Here is a 19,761-nt window from a genome sequence, read left to right as displayed (position 1 = left end):
GCGGCGAAGCACTTTAGGTGTCAACTTAGGTCAATTTTAAGGTTTACGATGCCGGAGGGTTCGTCTTTGGCGGCGTCCTTGTTTTATACTCCGCACCCCTTGTTAGCCGCTGGAGTGCGGATGTCTGTCTCAGAGTCTGGTTCGAATAATGCCAATGCCGATACTGCAAGCGTGGATCGTGACCCGGCGACGGGCCATCCGCGCCCACCTCGGCGCGAGTTCAAGGCGCGGGGCAGCTTTGTGACGCGTTGCGAAGGCTGCAACTTGCCTGAGTTAAATTGCCTATGCCCCTATCAGGTTAAGGCCGAAAGCCACGCCCAGGTGTGGCTGTTAACGCACCGGATTGAGCACTATAAACCCACCAATACCGGGCGCTTGATTGGCGATGTGCTGCCCCAAACCCAGGTGTTTACCTGGCACCGCACCGCGCCGGATGAACGCTTGATCGCGCTGCTGAAAGACCCGCGCTATGCGCCCTTTGTGGTGTTTCCCGACGATCAGCCCGATTATGCCGATCGTGTCGTCTCGGTAGACGCGGTTAGCGACGCAAAGCGCAGCGGTAAAATTCCGGTGTATATATTGCTGGATGGCACCTGGCGACAGGCGCGGCGAATTTTCCGTAAAAGCCCTTACCTTGATGCCCTGCCGGTGTTGCCGCTGCGCACCGAGCGGGAGTCCCGCTATCGGCTGCGCAAGGCTGCCTCAAGTTCGCATTTATGCACCGTAGAAGTGGCCGCTGAACTGTTGCGCCAGGGGGGCGACGCGACGGCCGCCGACGTCTTGGATGATTATTTTGATGTGTTCAACGACAGCTACGCCGCCAGCCGTGCTTATCACAAAATTGAGTCGCCCACGCCAGCCATGCAGCGGCTGCTCGAGCGTCAAGCTAACTACCATTTCTAGCGCTGCGAGCTAGGTAGCCTGCGCAGCATCGGCCTGCCAGGGAGAGCGTTGTGGTGTGGTCATGCACTTCCAAATAGCGCGCCGGCGATTCTGAAGCCCGCGACCCAGGTGCCCACCGCTGAGCCAAGGGTGGCGAGAATAAACACCAGCAGCGTGCGCGAAACGCGATTTTTCCACCAGCCTTTTAAGTGCACCACGTCGTGGCGCAGGGTGGCAAAGTCGCGCACCTTGGGTTTGCGCATATAAAGCTCAACCCCAGCGGCCACGAAGCCTGCGCCAATGGTGGGGTTAAGCGACGTTAGTGGGGCAGCAAAGAAAGTGGCAATCACCGTGACTGGATGTGCCAGGGCCGCAATGGTCGCCCCAGCGGACAAAATGCCATTGATTAAAAACCACTCGGTAACCAGCTGCCAACCAAGCTCGGTATTGCGCGAGAAGCCAATGGCAAAGCCGATCAGTACCAGGGCGGTAATCAGCCAAGGAGCCAGTTTCCACAATTTAGAGGGCGGCGGGGTAGCTTCCAGCGTGGCAATCTCATCGCTGGGTCTGTCGGGCAGCGGTGTTTCCAGGTGTTCGCCGGTGCCTTTAAGGTGGCCTGCACCCAATACCACTAACACATTTTGATAACGTCCCGGTGGGGCGTCCTCGGCAAGGCGCAGTGCCATGTAGCGGTCGCGTTCGCGGATAAGCGGGGTGTACAGCGCTTCTGACTGGGCGGCAAATTCGCTGAATGTAGCTTCCAGCATATCGCCTTCTTTAAGCTTCTCGATATCTTCTTTCGAGACGGTTTGGCGCGAGAGCACGCTACCCAGTAGCCCGGAAAACAATGAAAAGCGTTGCCACCAGGGGACGTTGCGGTAAATACGCTTGAGGGTGATGCCCACGTCGCGGTCGACCAACAATAACGGCAGCTTTTTTGCCTGGCACGTTTCCACTGCTGCCCGCATTTCAGCGCCGGGCTGAATGCCCGATTGCTCGGCAATACGCTGTTGAAAGGCCCCTAGTGCGAGGCTGGCGGCGACCATGCCGGCCTTGCCCTGTTTAAACACTTGGAAGAGGTCTTGCTCGCCCATGGCGTCGGGGTTGTTCATGCTGTGGTGGCGCGCATCGCACAGCTCAATGGCCACTGCGTCGAAGCGGCCGCTGTTGATTAGTTGGCGCACGTCATCGGCGCTTTCCACCGAGACGTGGGCGGTGCCGAGTAGCGTGTAGCGGGTATCGCCTACCGTAATGACGCTGACCGGGCCGCTTGTGGTGGGTAGCGCGTCAGTATCGGGTACTGCCGATGTGGCATCTTCCTGGGTCATGACAATGTCTCAACTCAACGAGTATATAGTCAGCGCTGCGGGGTTAGCGCCGCCAAAAGGCGGGCGTAAACAGCACCAGCACTGTGAAAATTTCCAAACGGCCCAGCAGCATGGCAAAGACTAAAATCCACTTGGCCACGCCGGGCATATCACCGTAGTGGCTACTGGCTTCGCCGAGCGCCGGGCCCAGGTTGTTCAACGCAGACCCCACCGTCGACCAGGCGGTGACTTGGTCAACGCCTGTGGCCATCACGCCGACCAGCATTAAAAAAAACAGCAACACATACACCGAGAAAAAGCCCCATACCGCCTGGGCGATGCCGTCCGGCACGCTGACTTTGCCCACCTTGACGGCAATGACCGCGTTGGGGTGAATCAAGCGCATGACCTCGCGCATGCCCTGTTTAATGATCAAAATAATCCGGATGACTTTCATCCCCCCGCCGGTTGAGCCGGAGCAACCACCAACGAACGCGGCGACAAAAAGTAGAAAGGGCAGGGCGCCGGGCCACATGGAAAAATCGGCCACGCTAAATCCGGCGGTAGTCGCCACCGAGACCACCTGAAAAACGCCATGACGCAGTCCGCGAAGTGTGTCGTAGGTATCGGTGAGCCATAGCGATAACACGGTGATCACGGCGAGACCGAGCAAAAACAGCATCAAAAAGCGGGCTTCGGGATCATTAAAGTAGTGGGTTAGGCTTTTCTCCCGCCAGGCGACAAAGTGGAGGCTGAAACTGAACGCCGACATAAGCATAAAACCCACGCATATCAGCTCGATGGTAGCGCTATCGAAATAGCCGATGCTGGCGTCGTAGGTGGAAAAGCCACCAATGGCCACGGTAGAAAAGCTGTGACCCAATGCATCGAACCAACTCATGCCGGCGGCCATGTAGGCCAGCATACAAGCCACCGTTAGGGTGGCATAGATGTACCACAGCGCTTTGGCGGTTTCGGTAATGCGCGGCGTCAGTTTGGAGTCTTTCAATGGACCCGGAATTTCGGTGCGATACAGCGCCATGCCGCCGACCCCTAGGGTGGGCAGGATCGCCACGGCCAGCACCACAATCCCCATGCCGCCTAACCATTGCAGTTGCTGGCGGTAGTAGAGGATGGATTCGGGCAGAAAGTCGATGCCGGTCATCACCGTCGCCCCGGTGGTGGTCAGCCCCGAGAAGGACTCGAACACCGCATCGGTAATGCTTAACGCCTCGTCGCCAAACAGCATCAACGGCAGCGAACCGAATAGGGCAAGTACCGTCCAGAACATCGCTGCGATAATAAAACCGTCGCGCACGCGTAGCTCTTTTTGGGCTTGGCGATTGGGTAGATAGAGCACCAAGCCGGTTGCCACGGTAATCGCCATGGCGACCATAAAGGCTTCCCACACGCCGTCGCGAAACCACGCGGAGATTAGCATGGGGGGGAGCATGGTCAGGCTGAAGAGTATTAGCAACAGTCCTAGAATGCGCAAAATAATCCGCAGGCTCATGGCTGTCGTATGCTCCGCTGGTGAGTAAGTCGCGCGCTGGGTGTAAGCATCAGAAGAACGTCAGCCCTACCTGGAACAAGCGCTCGACGTCGCGAATGCGGCGCTTGTCGATCACAAACAAAATCACGTGGTCGCCGCTTTCTATCACGATGTGATCGTGGGCGATCATGACCTCCTTGCCGCGCACGATCGCGCCGATGGTGGTGCCGTCGGGCAGGTCGATCTCGCGAATGGTGCGGCCGACCACCTTGGACGACTGTTTGTCGCCGTGGGCGATGGCCTCGATGGCCTCCGCCGCGCCCCGGCGCAGCGAGTGGACGTTGACGATATCGCCGCGGCGCACGTGGGTCAGCAGGCTGCCGATGGTCGCCTGCTGGGGCGAAATGGCGATGTCGATCTCGCCGCCCTGGACCAGGTCCACGTAGGCGGCGTTGTTGATCAGCGTGAGCACCTTCTTGGCGCCCAGGCGCTTGGCCAACAGCGACGACATGATATTGACCTCGTCGTCGTTGGTCAGCGCGCAGAAGATATCGCAATCTTCGATATTCTCTTCTTCCAGCAGCCGCTTGCTGGTGGCGCTGCCATGGAGCACTACGGTGCGATCCAAGCGCTCAGATAGCGTGGTGCAGCGCTCCAGGCTGTGTTCGATGATCTTGACCTGGTGGCTGTGTTCCAAATGCTCCGCCAGCCGCTCGCCGATGTTACCGCCTCCGGCAATCACCACCCGGCGGAAATCGCGCTCGACACGACGCAACTCGCTCATCACCGCGCGAATATCGCGCCGAGCGGCGAGGAAGAACACCTCGTCATCGGCTTCGATGACGGTATCGCCGCGGGGGATGATCGGCCGGTTGCGGCGGTAGATCGCCGCCACCCTAGTGTCCACGTTGGGCATATGGCGGCGCAGGAACGCCAAATCCTGGCCGACCAGCGGGCCGCCGTAAAACGCTTTGACGGCGACCAGTTGAACCAGCCCACCGGCAAACTCCAGCACCTGCAGTGCGCCGGGGTGCTCGATCAAACGGCGCACGTGATCGGTGACTACCTGCTCGGGGCTGATCAGCACGTCGATGGGAATCGCCTCGTGGGCGAACAAGCCTTTGCGGGTGAGGTATGCCGTTGACCGTACCCGGGCAATTTTGGTCGGGGTGCGAAACAGGGTATGCGCCACTTGGCAGGCGATCATATTGATTTCGTCGCTGCTGGTCACCGCGATCAGCATGTCGGCGTCTTCGCAGCCCGCTTGACGCAGCACAATGGGGTAAGAGCCCGCGCCGGTCACCGTGCGGATATCGAGTTTGGTATGCAGGTCGCGCAGTTTTTGAGCGTCGGTATCGACGACGGTAATGTCGTTTTCCTCACGGGCGAGGTATTCCGCGAGGGTGCCGCCGACCTGGCCGGCGCCGAGAATGATAATTTTCATTGCTGAGCATCGGTTCCATTAAGAGCGCCAGCGACGACTCGTTACTACCACGAGGCGGCCTAACTGCGCTGCCATAAAGACGGCGGCCAGTGTAAACCAGCCGCCGACGAAAAGCAGGTGGGGATTTATTCCAGCGTAAAGCCGACTTTAACGGTGACTTGCCAGTGTGCCACCCGGCCATCTTCGATATGACCACGGGTATCGGTGACTTCCAACCAGCGCATGTTTCTGACGCTTTCAGACGCCTTGGCGATTGCGTTCTGCACGGCGTCTTCAATGCCTGTTTCAGATGAACCGGTGAGTTCGATGTGCTTGTAGGTGTGATGCGTCATGGTGTCTCCATCCGAGTCATGAATTCAGTGCCTAGATGCCTTAGGCAGTCTGCTTGTCTAGTCTGGCATAAAAAAAGCCATCGTGACCGCTTGCTTCGGGAAACAGTTGGCGGCCCTGACCGCTGGGTATGCCCCAGGCAACATCGTTGGGTGTGGTGACCTTGGCATCGGGCGTTCGGCTAAGAAACGCCTCAATTTGCTCGGCATTTTCTTCAGGCAGCACCGAGCAGGTGGCGTACAGCAAGGTACCGCCAGGGCGCAGTAGCGTCCAGAGGTTATCTAAAAGCTGGCGCTGGAGCTTGGCGAGCTTGCGGATATCATCGGGGCGGCGCAGTTTTTTGATATCCGGATGGCGACGAATCACGCCTGTCCCCGAACAGGGAGCGTCCAGCAAAATAGCGTCGAACGGGGTGCCGCTCCACCAGTCGCTTTGGGTGGCGTCGGCATGTTGCAAGTCTGCCGTCAGCCCCAGTCGGCTTAGGGTATCGTCCACCCGCGCCAAGCGCCGATTATCGCTATCTACGGCGGTGAGCGCGATATCAAACTGTTCCAGCAGGTGCGCTGTTTTACCCCCAGGGGCGCAGCAGGCATCCAACACGCGGGCTCCGGGGCGCGGGGCGAGCGCCGGCCCGAGCAGCGCGGCGCTCAGTTGGGCGGCTTCGTCCTGAACACTCACGTGGCCCTGTTCAAAGCCTGGCAGCGTCGTGATATCGCAGGGCTCTTCCAAGGTAATACCGTCGGGCGCGTGAACGCACAGTTGGCCGCCTAAGCCGGTTTCATTGAGCAAGGACAAGTAGGTTTCGCGGTCTTGCTGGCGCTGGTTGACGCGCAGCGTCATGGGCCCCGGCTGATTGTTGGCTTCAGCAATCGCCTGCCAATGGTCGGGCCATGCTTGACGTAGCGCCTTCAACAGCCAAGCTGGATGTTCGAGCGCCACGTTAGGGTCGCGGTCTACTTCCGCCTGCAAAGCGTCCGATTCACGCTGCAAGCGGCGTAGGCAGCCGTTCAATACGCGGGTGGCCCAGTCTTTGCCCAGCAAACGCGCCGCGCCGGCGGTTTCACCCACTGCCGCATGGGCGGGGATGCGCATATAAAGTAGCTGGTAGATGCCGACTAGCAGCAAGGCCTGGACATCACTATCGCGCTTTTTAAACGGCTGCTTAAGGAGTTTGCTGGCCAGGGCTTCCAGGCGCGGTAAGCGGCGGCAGGTGCCGTAGCACAATTCTTTTAGCAAGCTGCGATCACGCGCGACCACGCTATGCTCATCCAGCCCAGCCAGCGACCCCTGGTCGGTAAGCACCGGCAGCAGCCCCCGCGCAGCAGCGGCGCGCACCTCTAGGCCGCTGCCTTCTTTGGGCGAACGTGGCTGATTCATGTCGATGCTCCTTGCGGGGTACTTTGTCCCAGGCAAGTGCCTGGGGTGAGGCGTGTTTGGCGGGCGTTGAGCAGCTCGCGAACCGGCAAGGCTTTACCGCCTGGCAATTGGGCGCGGCTAACGCAGAGGACGCCTCGGCCTTCAGGGCCGCAGGCGATTCGCAGATGATCATCTCCGTGTGCCAACAGGGTGCCCGGCAAGGAGGGTGGCTGATCGCCGGGTTCTACACTTGCGGTTAACAGGCGTAGTCGGTCATTGCCCAAAGCACACCAAGCCACCGGCCAGGGGTTATAGGCATGAATTTTACGCACCAACTGCTCCGCCGGCTGGCTAAAATCAAGCTCGGCCTCAGCCTTGGTGAGTTTAGCGGCGTAGGTCACGCCTTCTTCAGGCTGCGGCGTCGCACTAACGGAACCCGTGGCGAGTTCATCGAGCGTGTTGATCAGGGCATTGGCCCCTTGAATAGCGAGACGATCGTGCAAGTCGCCACCGGTGGTTTGGGCGGTGATCGGGGTGCGGACGTCGTGCAGCATGTCGCCGGTATCGAGCCCGGCGTCCATCTGCATGATGGTCACGCCGGAAGTATTATCGCCGGCTTCAATGGCGCGCTGAATCGGTGCGGCGCCTCGCCAGCGGGGTAGCAGCGAGGCATGTACGTTTAGGCAGCCCAGGCGGGGGATATCCAGCACGGCCTGGGGCAACAGCAGCCCGTAGGCGACGACTACCATAACGTCGGCATTAAGCGACGCCAGAGTTGCCTGAGCATCGGCCGCTTTTAAGCTTTCAGGCTGATAAACCGGCAGTGCATGTTCCAACGCCAGCCGTTTAACAGGGCTGGGCGTGAGCTTACGCCCGCGACCGGCGGGACGGTCGGGCTGAGTGTACACAGCAGCCACTTCATGCTGGCTTTCCAGCAGAGCGGCCAAGCTTGAGGCAGCGAATTCCGGTGTGCCCGCAAAAACAACGCGCAATGATGACATGGACAGAACGACCTAGCGGTAAAAGTAAAAGATAACCAGGAACCCGGTCAGGCAGAGCCTAGCAGCGGCCTGGCTAGGCATCCTGCATTTGCTTGTGGCGCTTTTCCATTTTTTTACGGATCCGATCGCGCTTTAGCGGCGAAAGGTAGTCGACAAACAACACGCCTTCTAGATGGTCGTACTCGTGCTGTATGCAGTGCGCCAGCAAACCGTCGGCTTCAAGCGTATAGGGCTCACCGTTGCGATCCAGTGCGTTTAACTCTACGTTCAGGTAGCGCGGCACTTCTGCGTAGTATTCGGGAATCGACAGACAGCCTTCGGAAAGCGGCTCTTGGGTGTCGCCGAGCGGCGTATACTGGGGGTTAATCATCACCAGTGGCTGTGACTGGTCGTCGCTGACGTCCATCACGACCACACGACGGTGAACGTCCACTTGCGTGGCCGCCAGGCCGATACCGCGGGCGTCGTACATGGTTTCCAGCATGTCATCGACGAGTTGACGCACCTCATCGTCGACGCTTTGAACTGCTTGGGCCTTGGTGCGCAGGCGCTCGTCAGGAAATTCGAGAATGGCGAGTTTGGCCATGGCGTTACTACCACCGTTATGCTGAGCTGAATAATCGCTTAGGCAATGCACTGACTAGGTGCGCGTGCCCAAGTCCTTTATGATCCGAGTACATTGTTTGTGATCGATGTACTTAATGATTGACCACTATATCATGCTGTCAATGTTCCTGGGCATGCCTGACCAGCGGTACCAGGCGCAATGCCACAGCAAATAACGCAACGCTACAGCAAACAAGCTAGGGAGTCGGGATGGGGGCTAGACAACATAGGCCGCGAGGCGTCATTGGCGGTTGGCTGGCGGGGGTAGTGGCGCTGTTGATGATGGTCGATGCCAACGCTTGGGAGCGCGTCCGCGATACGGCCCCCGAGCGTTATTCGGTGGTCGAGGGCGATACCCTATGGGATATAGCGGATCGGTTTTTGTATGCCCCTTGGCAATGGCCCGAACTGTGGCAAAACAACCCCGATATTGATAACCCCAATCTCATCTATCCAGGCGACGTCCTGACGCTCAAAAATTGCCAAGGCGCACCTTGCTTATCGCTGACGCAGGCGCAGCGCGTGGTTAAGCTGTCGCCCAAAATGCGAACCGTGCCTCGCCGTGAAGCAATCCCGCCTATCGACCCTGATATTATCCAGCCGTTTTTGCGTGACCACCGTATCGTTAGTGGCGACCCTTCCGAGGACGTGCTGGCGTACGTCGTGGCCGGTGATCAGGGCCGCTTGATCAGTGGGGCAGGCGATTCGCTATATGCAAAAGGACAGGTGCCCAGACAGGGGAAGGTCGGCATTTATCGGCCAGCAGACACCTATATGGCCGCTGATGGTAGCCCGCTAGGCACTGAGTTAATCAAAATCGGTGAAGCCCGTTACCTGCGCGCCGAGGGCGATATTGTGCAACTGCAAGTGCTCAGTGCCGAACAAGAAGTACGTAACAACGACATTGTGTTGGCGTTGGAAACGCCGCGATACAGCGACGATCTGGTGCCCCGCGCGCCGCTCAATGAGCTGTCCGGAACACTGATCGGCGTGCCCGGCGGCGTGCGTTTTGTGGGGCGTTTACAGGTGGTGACCATCGACCTAGGTACGCTGGATGGTGTTCAGGCCGGGCATGTTTTCCAAATTGCCCAGCAGGGCGAGGTGGTCAGCGACCCGCGCAGCCAAGCGTCGCTGATGTTACCCAGCGAGGCCGCTGGTACCTTGATGGTCTTCAATCCTTATGATCACGTGAGCTACGCGCTGGTGATGAAGGCTTCAAGGGTGCTGGAGGTTGGCGATCTGGTGCGCACGCCAGCGCGTTAAACAGGCTCGGGCACCAGTAAACGTAAGGATCAAGGAGGCGTGATGGATACCAGGGAATGGTTGGTGGTGAATAGTTTGCCGGGCATGGGGCCGCAGCGAATTGCCCAACTGGTGGCGCAGCAACCGCAGTGGCCGGAGGGTTGGCTGGCGGGGTTGCCCAGCAAGGCGGCAAGTGCGCTTCGACTTTGGTGCGAGCATCCCTCCAAGAGCCCTTTGCAACCCGCGGTGGATGCCAGCCTGGCTTGGCAGTCAAGCGCTCCAGGGCGAACCATTTTACACCGTGACCATCCGGCGTGGCCCACGTTGTTGAACGAGCTCCCCGACCCGCCGGCGGTGCTGTGGGCGCAGGGTGATCTAGGCGCGCTTGAGCGTCCGACGCTAGCGATGGTGGGCACGCGGCGCCCCACCGCTGAAGGCGGGCATAACGCGCAAACGTTTGCCCGAGGGTTGGCGCGCCGGGGTTGGTGTATCGTCAGCGGGATGGCGCTGGGGATTGACGGTGTAGCACAGCAGGCCGCGTTGGATGAGGGTGGCAGCAGTGTCGCGGTGTTGGGCTGCGGGATCGATGTAATTTACCCCGCCCGCCATCGTGCCCTTTACCAGCAGCTCAGCGAGTCGCCGGGTGGATTGGTGCTGGCCGAGCACCCGCCGGGTACCGTTGCCCATCCGGCGTTTTTCCCGCGTCGCAATCGCATCGTAACGGGCCTGTCGCTGGGTACGCTGGTGGTGGAGGCGGCCGAAAAAAGTGGCTCCCTGGTGAGTGCTCGCCTGGCCATGGAGCAGGGCCGCGATGTGTTTGCATTGCCTAGCTCGCTGCATAATCAACAGGCACGCGGCTGTTTACAACTGCTCCGCCAGGGCGCTTCCATGGCCTGCGAGCCCGAGGACATTATCAATGAGCTGCAGCATTGGGCCAGCGAGTTTCTGCCGCCTGGCTTGAATGAACCCACTGCCTCGCCGCCTGCGCTTGAGAGGCCGGCAGATGAACCCTTGCCGGATTCGCTGCTTGGTTTTTTGAGTGCCTCACCGACGCCGATTGACGCTTTAGTGCAACAAAGCGGCAGTACGGTTAGCGAGTGCCAGCAGCGTCTATTGATGCTGGAAATCGACGGCTGGGTCGCGTCGCGGGCAGGAGGCTGGGTGCGTTTACCACGCCCATGATAGGATAAGGTTTCCTTTGTCATCACCGGTGGAGAATTCATGACAACGGCTGCTGAAGTGGACACTGCGGTTCGCGCGCTGCGCGAGGGCGGCGTGATTGCCTGCCCGACGGAAGCCGTATGGGGGCTGAGCTGCGATCCCGATAATGACGAAGCGCTGGCGCGACTCATGCGTCTTAAAGACCGCGACCCCGCCAAAGGGGTCATTCTGGTGGCCGCCTCGATCAGTCAGTTTCAGCCCTGGCTCACACAACTGCCGCTGGCGCTGCATGCGCCGCTGGTGGCCAGTTGGCCGGGCCCGAATACATGGCTAGTCCCGGACAATGGCCGCAGCCACGGTATGGTGCGCGGCGCTCACGCTAAAGTAGCCTTGCGGGTGACCGACCATCCACTGATGCAAGCCTTGTGTGAGGCGTTCGGCGGCCCGCTGGTGTCAACCTCGGCTAACGTTGCCGGCGACCCACCGGCGACCAGCGAGGACGAGGTCAGGGCGGTCTTCGGCGACCAGCTGGCCGCAATCGTTTCCGGCGAGCTGGGCGGCAACGCCAGTCCCAGTACGATCCGTGATTTAGCCAGCGGCAGTGTGATACGCAGTTAACCGACCTTCAGGAGACGATGTGGCGCACGAACATCTGGATACCGTCAAAACCTATCTGCTGGATCTACAGGAGCGTCTTTGCGAAGGCTTGGCACGCGCCGACGGCCAGGCAAGCTTCAAGCAGGACGAGTGGGATCGCGAAGAGGGCGGCGGTGGCCGCTCCCGGGTTATCGAGCAGGGCGGCGTATTTGAAAAAGGCGGCGTTAACTTTTCCCATGTTTATGGGGCAAAGCTCCCGCCATCGGCCACTGCGGCCCGGCCAGAGTTGGCCGGGCGTAGCTTTCACGCGGTCGGCGTCTCCTGGGTGTTGCATCCTGAAAACCCGCATGTGCCCACCAGCCATGGCAACGTGCGGTTCTTTATCGCCGAGAAAGACGGCGAGCCACCGGTCTGGTGGTTCGGCGGCGGGTATGATTTAACCCCGTTTTACCCGGTATTTGACGACGTCGTGCATTGGCATCAGGTCGCCAAAACCGCCTGCGCACCGTTTGGCGACGACGTCTACTCACGCTACAAAGCCTGGTGCGATGAGTATTTCTATCTGAAGCACCGCGATGAAACCCGCGGCGTGGGCGGGCTGTTTTTTGACGATCTCAACGACGGTAGCTTCGATGAATGTTTTGCATTTCAGCGTGCCGTTGGCGATAGTTTTCTAGACGCCTACTTGCCGATTGTCGAGCGCCACAAAGCGGATGCCTGGGACGAACGCGAGCGGGAATTTCAGCTCTACCGGCGCGGCCGGTACGTGGAGTTCAACCTCGTCTGGGATCGAGGCACGTTGTTTGGCCTGCAAAGCGGTGGACGTACCGAGTCGATCTTGATGTCGATGCCGCCGCTTGCCCGTTGGGAATACGCCTTCACCCCCGAGGCGGGTAGCCCAGAAGCGCGGCTGCATGACTATTTAGTGCCGCGTGACTGGCTCGACGAAGCCTCCAGGACGCGTGGCGAGGAGGTTCTATGACTGATCGTTACGGTGTCTTTGGCAATCCCGTCGGCCACTCCAAATCGCCGATGATTCATGCTGATTTTGCCCGGCAAACAGGTCAGGACATTGACTATGAGGCTATTGAGCCGCCAGTAGACGCGTTGGCTGAGGCGTGGCGGCAGTTTTTCGCCGACGGTGGGCGTGGGGCCAACGTGACGGTGCCGTTTAAAGCAGACGCCGTTACGCTATGCGATACACTCAGTCATCGTGCCCGCCGCGCGGGTGCCGTGAATACGTTGATCGCTGGGGGTAACGGCCTTACCTACGGTGACACCACCGACGGTATTGGGCTGGTGCGCGATTTGGCGTTTCATCGTGTGTCGCTTACCCAAAAGCGTGTGTTGGTGGTGGGCGCAGGCGGTGCTGTCCGCGGGATTATTGAACCGCTACTCAACGAGCAGCCCGCCTCGCTGGTGGTGGTTAACCGGACAGCGGCTAAGGCCGAGCAGCTAGCCGAAGACTTTGCCGATCTTGGCGCTATACAAGGCGGCGGATTTGATAGCTTGAAAGGCACGTTTGATCTTGTGATCAACGGCACCAGCGCTAGCCTGACGGGTGAGCTTCCTCCATTACCTGATTCTCTGTTTGCGCCCAACGCTTGGGCATACGACATGATGTACGGCGCTGAACCGACGGTGTTTCTTCAGTGGGCTGGGCCACGCGGGGCGAAGTTGTTAGATGGATTGGGAATGCTGGTCGAGCAAGCCGCGGAATCGTTTTTCCTGTGGCGCAATGTGCGCCCTGAGACGGCCTCCGTGCGAGAAATGCTGCGGCAATCATTAAACGTGGTCTGATTCGAGCAATTTGTTTCATTACACAATATCAATTATAGAGTAGGGTCAATACATTGAGTATCATAGAGTGAGTTGCAGTCTCCTTGAAACTAGCATGTCGCCTAAAATGGAGCCTCGAAAAAACTAATCAGAGAGACAATAGGTGGTATTTAGTTTTTCTCAAGCATTGTGATCAATCAGTATGGTTTTAAATTGAGTGGCTTTACATTCTTCCACGGTATGACTGAATTCACTAATAATTTCCTCCTTGGATGCTTTCTCTTTTAAAAGGAAGATAATTTGTTGATGGAAGTATTTTAAACTATATGAAAATAAACGGTTCACTGCCATGAACGTAAACTTAGATGCGGATTTGTTACGTACCTTCATTGCCATTGCCGAAGAGGGGGGGTTCACAGCCGCTTCGCGTCTTGTGTGCCGCACCCAGTCTGCTGTTAGCCAACAAATGAGACGACTTGAAGAGGCGTTGGGCACAGCACTTTTCGTTAAGGTTGGTCGCCAACGATATTTAAACCAAGCAGGGCAAAACTTATTGACCTATGCACGCCAGATTATTGCGTTAAACGACCAAGCGGTGATGATGGTCAATGCGTCCCAGGAAAATGGGGAAGTCCGAATTGGAGCACCGCATGATATCGCGGATTCAATCCTGCCTCGTGTTTTGTCTGCCTTTGCTAAGACGAACCCTCGTGTTCATATCATGCTCAAAGTTGATCGGAGTCCGAGCTTAATGCCGCTTCTCGAAGATGGAAGGCTCGATATGACCTTAACTACGCGCCACACTGAGCGTTTTGAAGGTAAGCTGTTACGTAGCTCTCCAACGGTTTGGATCTCCTCAACCACTTTACGTCTTGAGCGTAATGAGCCGATACCATTGGTACTCGCAGACTCGCCTTCTATTTTTCGTCGTATCGCATTGAGTGCACTTGAACAGCGGGGAGTGGCACATGTTGAACGCTACACCTGTCCAACCCTAACGGGTATCCACGTTGCACTTAATGCGGGGTTAGGCATCACTGCGCGCACCCCTGAAATGATTAATCGAGATTTGTGCATTTTGGGTGAGCGTGAAGGATTACCTCCCTTGCCTGACATCAATTTCTATATATATCGCCGCAATGGCTCACTATCATTAGCAGTGAGGGCTTTATTTGATCAGATATGTGCTGAACTCTGATCCGGTTTCTTATTTAACTTGCGTCGCGCATGATCCCAACAGCCAACACGGGTAATACAGTTGGCACGACACACCTGACCGTAACCCGCATAGCCATCGGCTTTCGGAATGCCTTTAAAGTCGTCGAGCAGGCGCACAATGGGATGGAGTCCTCCCTACCCTCTACCGGCGCCGGTGCGCCACACTGAGAGGGTGAGGTCACTGTAGTGGTATAGTGAATTTGACCACCTAATTAGAGGTGCTAAAATGCACCAAGACATCACTAGGTGGCAGCGACGTCACCCCATCTTCAGTAGCAGCCGGGTTTAGAATCAGAAGTAACTTTATCGTGTTTTACCACTAGTTGCTCGGCATAGGCTGAAGGTGTCAGTCCTCCAAGACTCTTCTTTGGTCTTTCTTCGTTGTACTCTCGCCTCCATACCTCGATGACCACCTGGGCGTGATGAAGGCTGGTGAACCAATGCTCATTCAGGTACTCATCTCGAAAGCTCCCATTGAACGATTCGATGTAGGCGTTTTGGTTGGGTTTTCCAGGTTCGATTAAAAACAGTGCAACGCTCCGGAGATGAGACCATGACAGCATGGCACGCCCACAGAATTCCTTTCCATAGTACGAATGGCGCTAGGTAGGCCACGTTGTAAAGCCAGATGATCCAGAATACGTGTTAAAAACAGTCCGCCAATGGCACGTTCAGGCACGATAGCCACGGCTTCATGGGTAGCGTCGTCGACAACGGTGAGGCTCTTTATCACTCGCTCGTCTGCTGTTCGGTCAAACACAAAATCCATTGACCAGACCTGATTGGCGGCACCAGGGCGGCCAAGGGGTTTTCGCTCAGCAGGCGTGACTTTCTTGCGCTTGCGACGCTTCACCTGCAAGTGAGCTTCGGCATATAGACGCTCAACACGCTTGTGATTGACCGGCTCTCCGGCCTGACGAAGCTTCAGATAGATCATGCCCGCCCCATAGCGACGGTGCCGATGCGCGAGCGCCAGGATGCGTTCGCGTAAGCCCTGGTTGCGATCCGGCATTCGCTGATAGCGTAACGCGCTGGCACTCATACGGATGACACGGAGCGCTCGGCGCTCACTCAGGCCATGTGACACCATAAAGCGCACCACGTCTCGTCGTGCAGGGGCACTCACCGCTTTTTCCTCAGCGCCTCGCGAGTGACCTCCATTTCCAGTAGCGACTCAGCGAGCAGCTTTTTCAAACGCACATTTTCAACTTCGAGTTCTTTGAGTCGCTTGGCCTCGGGTACGCTCATACCGCCAAACTTGCTGCGCCAAAAATAGTAACTGGCTTCTGAAAACTGTGCCCACGGCATAGCTCCTTGATGAGCAGTCCCGCTTCTGCTTCGCCCAGGAAGCCAATGATATGTTCTTCGCTGAAATGCTTCTTCATGTCCAATCTCCTTACCCATAGGATCGGATTCTAAAGTGTAGCGCTACTCAATCTGGGGGTGACGTCGCTGTTGATGAGAAACTTAATCAAACATCATCCATTAGTAATGTTAATGTTTTTGGCTGTTTTTTTAAATTTACCAATTGGTCATTCAGGCGTAGCTTGAATTTTACAACAAAACGAAATGCCGAAATTGGCAACCCATTCGACAGGAGACTATATATGTATAAATCTATCGTTTTAGGAGTTGTTCTAGGATCGGGGCTAATATCATCCGTGTCCGCCCAGGATTATCCGATGAAAAATATAGATTTGGTGGTGCCCTTCGCTCCAGGTGGCAGCGTCGATGTCACTTCACGCCTTATTGCGGAAGCGGCTAACCAATATCTAGGGGATGTGAAGGTTGTCGTGTCTAACCGTGCAGGTGGTGGTGGCATCGTTGGCCAGAACTTTGTCGCAAATGCTAATCCAGATGGCTATACAGTCCTGGCCATGACCAGCTCTGTAGTAACTAATCCCCAACTCAAAGGAGCCCCCTACAGTATAGAAGATTTTATTCCGGTAGCTGCCTACAACCTCGATCCTGAAGTAATAGCAGTTCCAGCATCATCGCCTTTCGACACTATCGAAGATTTCGTTGCAGCAGCGGAAGAAGATCCTTTAAACATGGCTGTAGCTGGTATAGGCACATCGCATCACATGTCTGGTTTAGCGCTGACGTCTTCGGTGGGAATTGAGTTCAATTATATGCCAGCTCAGGGCTTCGGAGAACAACTTCAGGCGGTTGTCGGTGGGCATGCCGATGGCGCCTTCTGGCCAATGGGCGAGGCTATGGTACATGCCCAGGCTGGCACTGTACGTATTCTCGCTGTGGCTTCAGATGCTCGAGATGCAAATTTTCCAGATGTGCCAACTTTTGAGGAATCGGGGCTAGGTATTCCAGTTTGGGCGACTTTCCGTGGCTGGGCTGTACCCAGAGGAACGTCTGAGGAGAGCGTAACGTTCCTTTCTGAACTACTCAAACAGGTTTATGAAGATGAAAAATATCAACAAAAGATGACCGATGCTGGGTTCGATGCGACCTATCGTGATGCAACTAGTTTTCAATCCCTCATCACCTCCTATACAGATCAGGTAGTGCCTATCATTGAGGACAATGGGCTGGCCCGCTAAGCGTGTGAGCCATCTGATTTTCACGGTCATGTCTGCGCTGATTCCGCGGCGGGCATGACCAGCTTGCCTGGTTGTCTGTTCCTGAGGTTTTCCTATGCCGACTATCGTCAACACCCTGGCGTTTTTCCGCCGTTTTTATAGCGATCCAGATATATGGATGGGAGCTATTTTGATTGTTTTTGGCGCAGGCGCGACATATCTCGCCATAGACTTTGATCCGAGGTCTCGGACTTTTCCACTGATTATCTCTCTCATTTTGACATTATGTGGGCTAGTGATTTTTTTAAGGTCGTTTTTCTCCGATGAGAGTCGTGCTTTGCCTATAAATGAATTTGGTGCAATCGCATTGGCCGTTGTTGTTGTCATACTTTGGGGAGGAGCTCTGTCCGTTGGGATTGGCTTCGGACTTTCAACTTTCTTTCTGATGCTGGGCATGCTGTGGCTCGGTGGAGTATGTCGGCTTAGTCGTGCCCTAATGATTTCAATATTCATTACCTTAGTGACCTACGGACTCTTCGTGCTAGTGCTCAACGTTCGCCTGCCGAAATCCTTTCTGTCCTTCATTGCACCGGGACTTTGACCATGGATCAGATTGTTCTTGGATTTACTGAGCTCTTACAACCTAGCGTTTTAATGATGTTAGCTATAGGTGTTTTTGCTGGCCTTATCGTCGGCTCCATCCCTGGTATGAATGAAAATATCGCTTTTGCCGTTTTTATTCCTTTTTCTTTCAGCCTACCGGCGGAGCAGGCGTTGGCACTAATGGTCGGTATCTACTGTGCAGCGGCGGCGGGAGGTGCTATTCCTGCAATTATGATACGAGTGCCAGGTACGGCTTCTGCACTCTTAACCACGGTCAATGGCAATGCGATGGCCCGTAAAGGGCAAGCGGGTCAAGCACTTTCTATCGCAATGACTTCCTCCGTATTAGGTGGGCTTCTGAGCGCATTGGTTCTACTTGTCTTCGCGCCGGTTCTAGCCACAATCGCATTGCGCTTCGGCTATGTCGAGAATGCTGCTCTCACCATTCTGGGGCTATCCAGTGTGGTAGGCCTACTCTCCGGTAATGTACTGAAAGGCATACTTTCTGCCGCCCTGGGGCTTTTAATCTCTACCATCGGGTTTAGCCAAGTTACAGGCTATCCACGCTATACCTTCGGTAGCGTCAACTTAATCGAAGGTATTCCTTTCGTACCTATTCTTGTCGGACTTTTTGGTGTCGCTGCCGTATTTGATCTACTTCAGGATCAGATAAAAGGGCGTCGTGATAATAATGAAAGCGAGAAGTTACCGGAAATCGGCTCTATGCATCTCGGTCGAAGCTTGATCTGCCGTCTTGTGCCGACATGGCTGACGAGCGCTACTATCGGCAATTTGATCGGCATGCTACCTGGGGCGGGAATGCTGATGGCGATATACATCGCCTACGACCAAGCCGGGAGGCGCTTTCGAAAAAAGTTTGAAGGTCGAGCGGGTGAGCCAAAATGGGATGACGGTGCACCCGAAGGAATCGCTGCTCCTGAAGCGGCCAACAATGCAGTAACAGCTAGCTCCATGGTGCCGCTTCTCTCGCTTGGAATTCCAGGTAATTCCACTTCGGCACTGTTTATTGGGGCAATGGCATTACACGGCCTAGTGCCGGGGCCTCTTCTATTTACTCAGCATGCCGATATCGCCTGGATGATTATGGTGGCCTTCCTCGCATGCAATATTTTGATGGGTCCTGTTGCGTATATTGTGATCCGAACAGTTTCGCGCTTGGTTTTTTCAATTCCAAAAAATGTAATGGTCGGACTTATCCTTCTTCTTTGTTTGCTAGGCGCCTACTCCGATGGCAATAATTTGTTCAACGTTTGGGTGGCTCTGGGAGCGGGTGTAGTGGCCTATTTGATGAAAGTTTCGAATATTCCACTTGGCCCAGCCATTCTCGGCTTAGTTCTGGGTAGTCAGATGGAAGCTTCCATCGCTAACTCCCTGTCGATCTCTCGCGGTAGTTGGTTCGTCTTTATTGATCCTGTTAATCATCCTATCAGCGTAGCGATGTTGCTCTTAGCTGCGGTGATGTGGATCGCCCCCATCTTACGTGGTTTACGCCATCTACGCGCAAGCTACTTTTCGGCCGGAACTAGTAACTAATATCCCGCCTTACTTACTAAAAGGAGCACTTTGCATGTCGTCTTCGAATATCACTAATCTTTCCGCTAAACGCTCAGAGGCTGTAAAAAATCTCATTGTGAATGCTCGTAGTCGTCTTGATGTGGGGGAGCTGACCCGGAATTTGCTGAACGACATTCGTAAGGATGTTGAAGCATTGGCCGGGTATAGCGACTTTTGGACAGATACAGCATTTTCGCCACCAGAAGAAGGTGAACTACAGGCCCGCTATCTTATAGCATCGGAAAGCGATACAGGAATTTCGCTTTATCTTAATGTGATGCGCTCTGGTAAAAAGATTTTGCCACACGATCACACGACCTGGGCCTGTATTGCTGCTGTTGAAGGGAGTGAACTCAATACCCTTTACGAACGCCATGATGATGGTAGTAAAGAAGGTTATGCCGAATTGAGTGTGAAAGAGGTGTTTGAAATACGCCCTGGAACCTCTGTTGCACTCATGCCAGATGACATACATAGCGTTGAAATTCGTGATGAGCAGATCATCCGTCACTTGCATTTTTATGGCCGCCCACTTGAGACGCTGACTGAACGTAAGGTGTTTGATCTAGAAAATAATACATACAAAATCATGGCCGTCGGTGTGAAAACTAGAACCTGAAACGGAGTGAAT

Annotated in this window: 18 protein-coding genes and 2 pseudogenes; 11 read left to right on the top strand and 9 right to left on the bottom strand. The window is 55.9% G+C overall.

The window, feature by feature from the left end:
* Positions 1–120 precede the first annotated feature (120 nt).
* On the top strand, positions 121–903 hold the full coding sequence (locus BLR97_RS07415) for a tRNA-uridine aminocarboxypropyltransferase (protein WP_089704286.1): 783 nt from the start codon (positions 121–123) through the stop codon (positions 901–903).
* 59 nt (positions 904–962) lie between these two features.
* Here the strand turns inward: BLR97_RS07415 and BLR97_RS07410 are convergent, their stop codons facing one another.
* The 7 genes from BLR97_RS07410 to def form a co-directional block, all read right to left on the bottom strand.
* Positions 963–2,210, bottom strand: coding sequence for a TraB/GumN family protein (locus BLR97_RS07410; RefSeq protein ID WP_089704282.1), 1,248 nt, complete (start codon positions 2,208–2,210; stop codon positions 963–965).
* A gap of 43 nt (positions 2,211–2,253) precedes the next feature.
* Entirely contained in the window at positions 2,254–3,702 is a 1,449-nt protein-coding gene (locus BLR97_RS07405) for a TrkH family potassium uptake protein (protein WP_089704279.1), read from the bottom strand.
* A gap of 49 nt (positions 3,703–3,751) precedes the next feature.
* Complete coding sequence (gene trkA, locus BLR97_RS07400; RefSeq protein ID WP_089704277.1) at positions 3,752–5,125, bottom strand: Trk system potassium transporter TrkA; 1,374 nt, start codon at positions 5,123–5,125, stop codon at positions 3,752–3,754.
* 125 nt (positions 5,126–5,250) lie between these two features.
* Positions 5,251–5,457, bottom strand: a complete 207-nt coding sequence (locus tag BLR97_RS07395) for a dodecin (RefSeq protein WP_089704274.1) — start codon at positions 5,455–5,457, stop codon at positions 5,251–5,253.
* Between the two features lie 40 nt (positions 5,458–5,497).
* Positions 5,498–6,832, bottom strand: coding sequence for a 16S rRNA (cytosine(967)-C(5))-methyltransferase RsmB (gene rsmB, locus BLR97_RS07390; protein WP_089704271.1), 1,335 nt, complete (start codon positions 6,830–6,832; stop codon positions 5,498–5,500).
* Positions 6,829–7,812 (bottom strand): methionyl-tRNA formyltransferase, encoded by a 984-nt coding sequence (gene fmt / locus BLR97_RS07385; RefSeq protein WP_089704266.1) that lies wholly within the window; start codon positions 7,810–7,812, stop codon positions 6,829–6,831. The genes rsmB and fmt overlap by 4 nt, the downstream gene beginning before the upstream one ends.
* Before the next feature lie 73 nt (positions 7,813–7,885).
* Complete coding sequence (gene def, locus BLR97_RS07380; RefSeq protein WP_089704263.1) at positions 7,886–8,398, bottom strand: peptide deformylase; 513 nt, start codon at positions 8,396–8,398, stop codon at positions 7,886–7,888.
* A 230-nt stretch (positions 8,399–8,628) separates the two neighbouring features.
* Between def and BLR97_RS07375 the strand changes: the two genes are divergently transcribed.
* The 6 genes from BLR97_RS07375 (at position 8,629) to BLR97_RS07350 (ending at position 14,395) form a co-directional block, all read left to right on the top strand.
* On the top strand, positions 8,629–9,681 hold the full coding sequence (locus BLR97_RS07375) for a LysM peptidoglycan-binding domain-containing protein (RefSeq protein ID WP_089704260.1): 1,053 nt from the start codon (positions 8,629–8,631) through the stop codon (positions 9,679–9,681).
* A gap of 42 nt (positions 9,682–9,723) precedes the next feature.
* A complete protein-coding gene (gene dprA, locus BLR97_RS07370; protein ID WP_089704257.1) occupies positions 9,724–10,842 on the top strand; it encodes a DNA-processing protein DprA in 1,119 nt (372 codons plus the stop codon).
* Between the two features lie 39 nt (positions 10,843–10,881).
* Positions 10,882–11,439, top strand: coding sequence for an L-threonylcarbamoyladenylate synthase type 1 TsaC (gene tsaC / locus BLR97_RS07365; protein WP_089704254.1), 558 nt, complete (start codon positions 10,882–10,884; stop codon positions 11,437–11,439).
* Positions 11,440–11,458: 19 nt separating this feature from the next.
* The gene (gene hemF, locus BLR97_RS07360; RefSeq protein WP_089704250.1) at positions 11,459–12,400 is read left to right on the top strand and encodes an oxygen-dependent coproporphyrinogen oxidase; all 942 of its coding nucleotides are present in this window, start codon (positions 11,459–11,461) and stop codon (positions 12,398–12,400) included.
* Complete coding sequence (gene aroE, locus BLR97_RS07355) at positions 12,397–13,218, top strand: shikimate dehydrogenase (RefSeq protein WP_089704247.1); 822 nt, start codon at positions 12,397–12,399, stop codon at positions 13,216–13,218. Before hemF ends, aroE begins: the two co-directional genes overlap by 4 nt.
* Before the next feature lie 328 nt (positions 13,219–13,546).
* Positions 13,547–14,395 carry a LysR substrate-binding domain-containing protein gene (locus BLR97_RS07350; RefSeq protein WP_089704244.1) on the top strand — a complete coding sequence of 283 codons (849 nt, stop codon included), beginning with the start codon at positions 13,547–13,549 and terminating at the stop codon, positions 14,393–14,395.
* Here the strand turns inward: BLR97_RS07350 and BLR97_RS07345 are convergent.
* Positions 14,374–14,532: pseudogene (locus BLR97_RS07345) on the bottom strand (IS66 family transposase); the annotation flags it as partial. The gene BLR97_RS07350 and the pseudogene BLR97_RS07345 overlap by 22 nt on opposite strands.
* 152 nt (positions 14,533–14,684) lie before the next feature.
* Positions 14,685–15,800, bottom strand: a pseudogene (locus tag BLR97_RS07340) (IS3 family transposase).
* Positions 15,801–16,022: 222 nt separating this feature from the next.
* Between BLR97_RS07340 and BLR97_RS07335 the strand changes: the two are divergent.
* The 4 genes from BLR97_RS07335 to BLR97_RS07320 all read left to right on the top strand — a co-directional run bounded on the left by BLR97_RS07335 (position 16,023) and on the right by BLR97_RS07320 (position 19,749).
* Entirely contained in the window at positions 16,023–16,973 is a 951-nt protein-coding gene (locus BLR97_RS07335) for a tripartite tricarboxylate transporter substrate binding protein (RefSeq protein WP_089704241.1), read from the top strand.
* 94 nt (positions 16,974–17,067) lie between these two features.
* A complete protein-coding gene (locus BLR97_RS07330; protein ID WP_089704237.1) occupies positions 17,068–17,553 on the top strand; it encodes a tripartite tricarboxylate transporter TctB family protein in 486 nt (161 codons plus the stop codon).
* A gap of 2 nt (positions 17,554–17,555) precedes the next feature.
* Positions 17,556–19,109, top strand: a complete 1,554-nt coding sequence (locus BLR97_RS07325) for a tripartite tricarboxylate transporter permease (RefSeq protein WP_089704234.1) — start codon at positions 17,556–17,558, stop codon at positions 19,107–19,109.
* 34 nt (positions 19,110–19,143) lie between these two features.
* The gene (locus tag BLR97_RS07320) at positions 19,144–19,749 is read left to right on the top strand and encodes a cysteine dioxygenase family protein (protein ID WP_089704231.1); all 606 of its coding nucleotides are present in this window, start codon (positions 19,144–19,146) and stop codon (positions 19,747–19,749) included.
* Positions 19,750–19,761 lie beyond the last annotated feature (12 nt).

This window comes from Vreelandella arcis (genome assembly GCF_900103865.1).
Classification (GTDB): Bacteria; Pseudomonadota; Gammaproteobacteria; order Pseudomonadales; family Halomonadaceae; genus Vreelandella; species Vreelandella arcis.
This window is presented reverse-complemented; position numbering and strand designations above follow the sequence as displayed.

Excerpts from the sequence above, each read along its gene's own strand:
- BLR97_RS07325 (WP_089704234.1), top strand. The coding sequence starts at position 17,556 with ATGGATCAGATTGTTCTTGGATTTACTGAGCTCTTACAACCTAGCGTT.
- tsaC (WP_089704254.1), top strand. The coding sequence starts at position 10,882 with ATGACAACGGCTGCTGAAGTGGACACTGCGGTTCGCGCGCTGCGCGAG.
- BLR97_RS07320 (WP_089704231.1), top strand. The coding sequence starts at position 19,144 with ATGTCGTCTTCGAATATCACTAATCTTTCCGCTAAACGCTCAGAGGCT.
- rsmB (WP_089704271.1), bottom strand. The coding sequence starts at position 6,832 with ATGAATCAGCCACGTTCGCCCAAAGAAGGCAGCGGCCTAGAGGTGCGC.
- fmt (WP_089704266.1), bottom strand. The coding sequence starts at position 7,812 with ATGTCATCATTGCGCGTTGTTTTTGCGGGCACACCGGAATTCGCTGCC.
- BLR97_RS07410 (WP_089704282.1), bottom strand. The coding sequence starts at position 2,210 with ATGACCCAGGAAGATGCCACATCGGCAGTACCCGATACTGACGCGCTA.
- trkA (WP_089704277.1), bottom strand. The coding sequence starts at position 5,125 with ATGAAAATTATCATTCTCGGCGCCGGCCAGGTCGGCGGCACCCTCGCG.
- BLR97_RS07395 (WP_089704274.1), bottom strand. The coding sequence starts at position 5,457 with ATGACGCATCACACCTACAAGCACATCGAACTCACCGGTTCATCTGAA.
- BLR97_RS07350 (WP_089704244.1), top strand. The coding sequence starts at position 13,547 with ATGAACGTAAACTTAGATGCGGATTTGTTACGTACCTTCATTGCCATT.
- dprA (WP_089704257.1), top strand. The coding sequence starts at position 9,724 with ATGGATACCAGGGAATGGTTGGTGGTGAATAGTTTGCCGGGCATGGGG.
- BLR97_RS07405 (WP_089704279.1), bottom strand. The coding sequence starts at position 3,702 with ATGAGCCTGCGGATTATTTTGCGCATTCTAGGACTGTTGCTAATACTC.
- aroE (WP_089704247.1), top strand. The coding sequence starts at position 12,397 with ATGACTGATCGTTACGGTGTCTTTGGCAATCCCGTCGGCCACTCCAAA.
- BLR97_RS07375 (WP_089704260.1), top strand. The coding sequence starts at position 8,629 with ATGGGGGCTAGACAACATAGGCCGCGAGGCGTCATTGGCGGTTGGCTG.
- BLR97_RS07415 (WP_089704286.1), top strand. The coding sequence starts at position 121 with ATGTCTGTCTCAGAGTCTGGTTCGAATAATGCCAATGCCGATACTGCA.
- def (WP_089704263.1), bottom strand. The coding sequence starts at position 8,398 with ATGGCCAAACTCGCCATTCTCGAATTTCCTGACGAGCGCCTGCGCACC.
- BLR97_RS07335 (WP_089704241.1), top strand. The coding sequence starts at position 16,023 with ATGTATAAATCTATCGTTTTAGGAGTTGTTCTAGGATCGGGGCTAATA.
- BLR97_RS07330 (WP_089704237.1), top strand. The coding sequence starts at position 17,068 with ATGCCGACTATCGTCAACACCCTGGCGTTTTTCCGCCGTTTTTATAGC.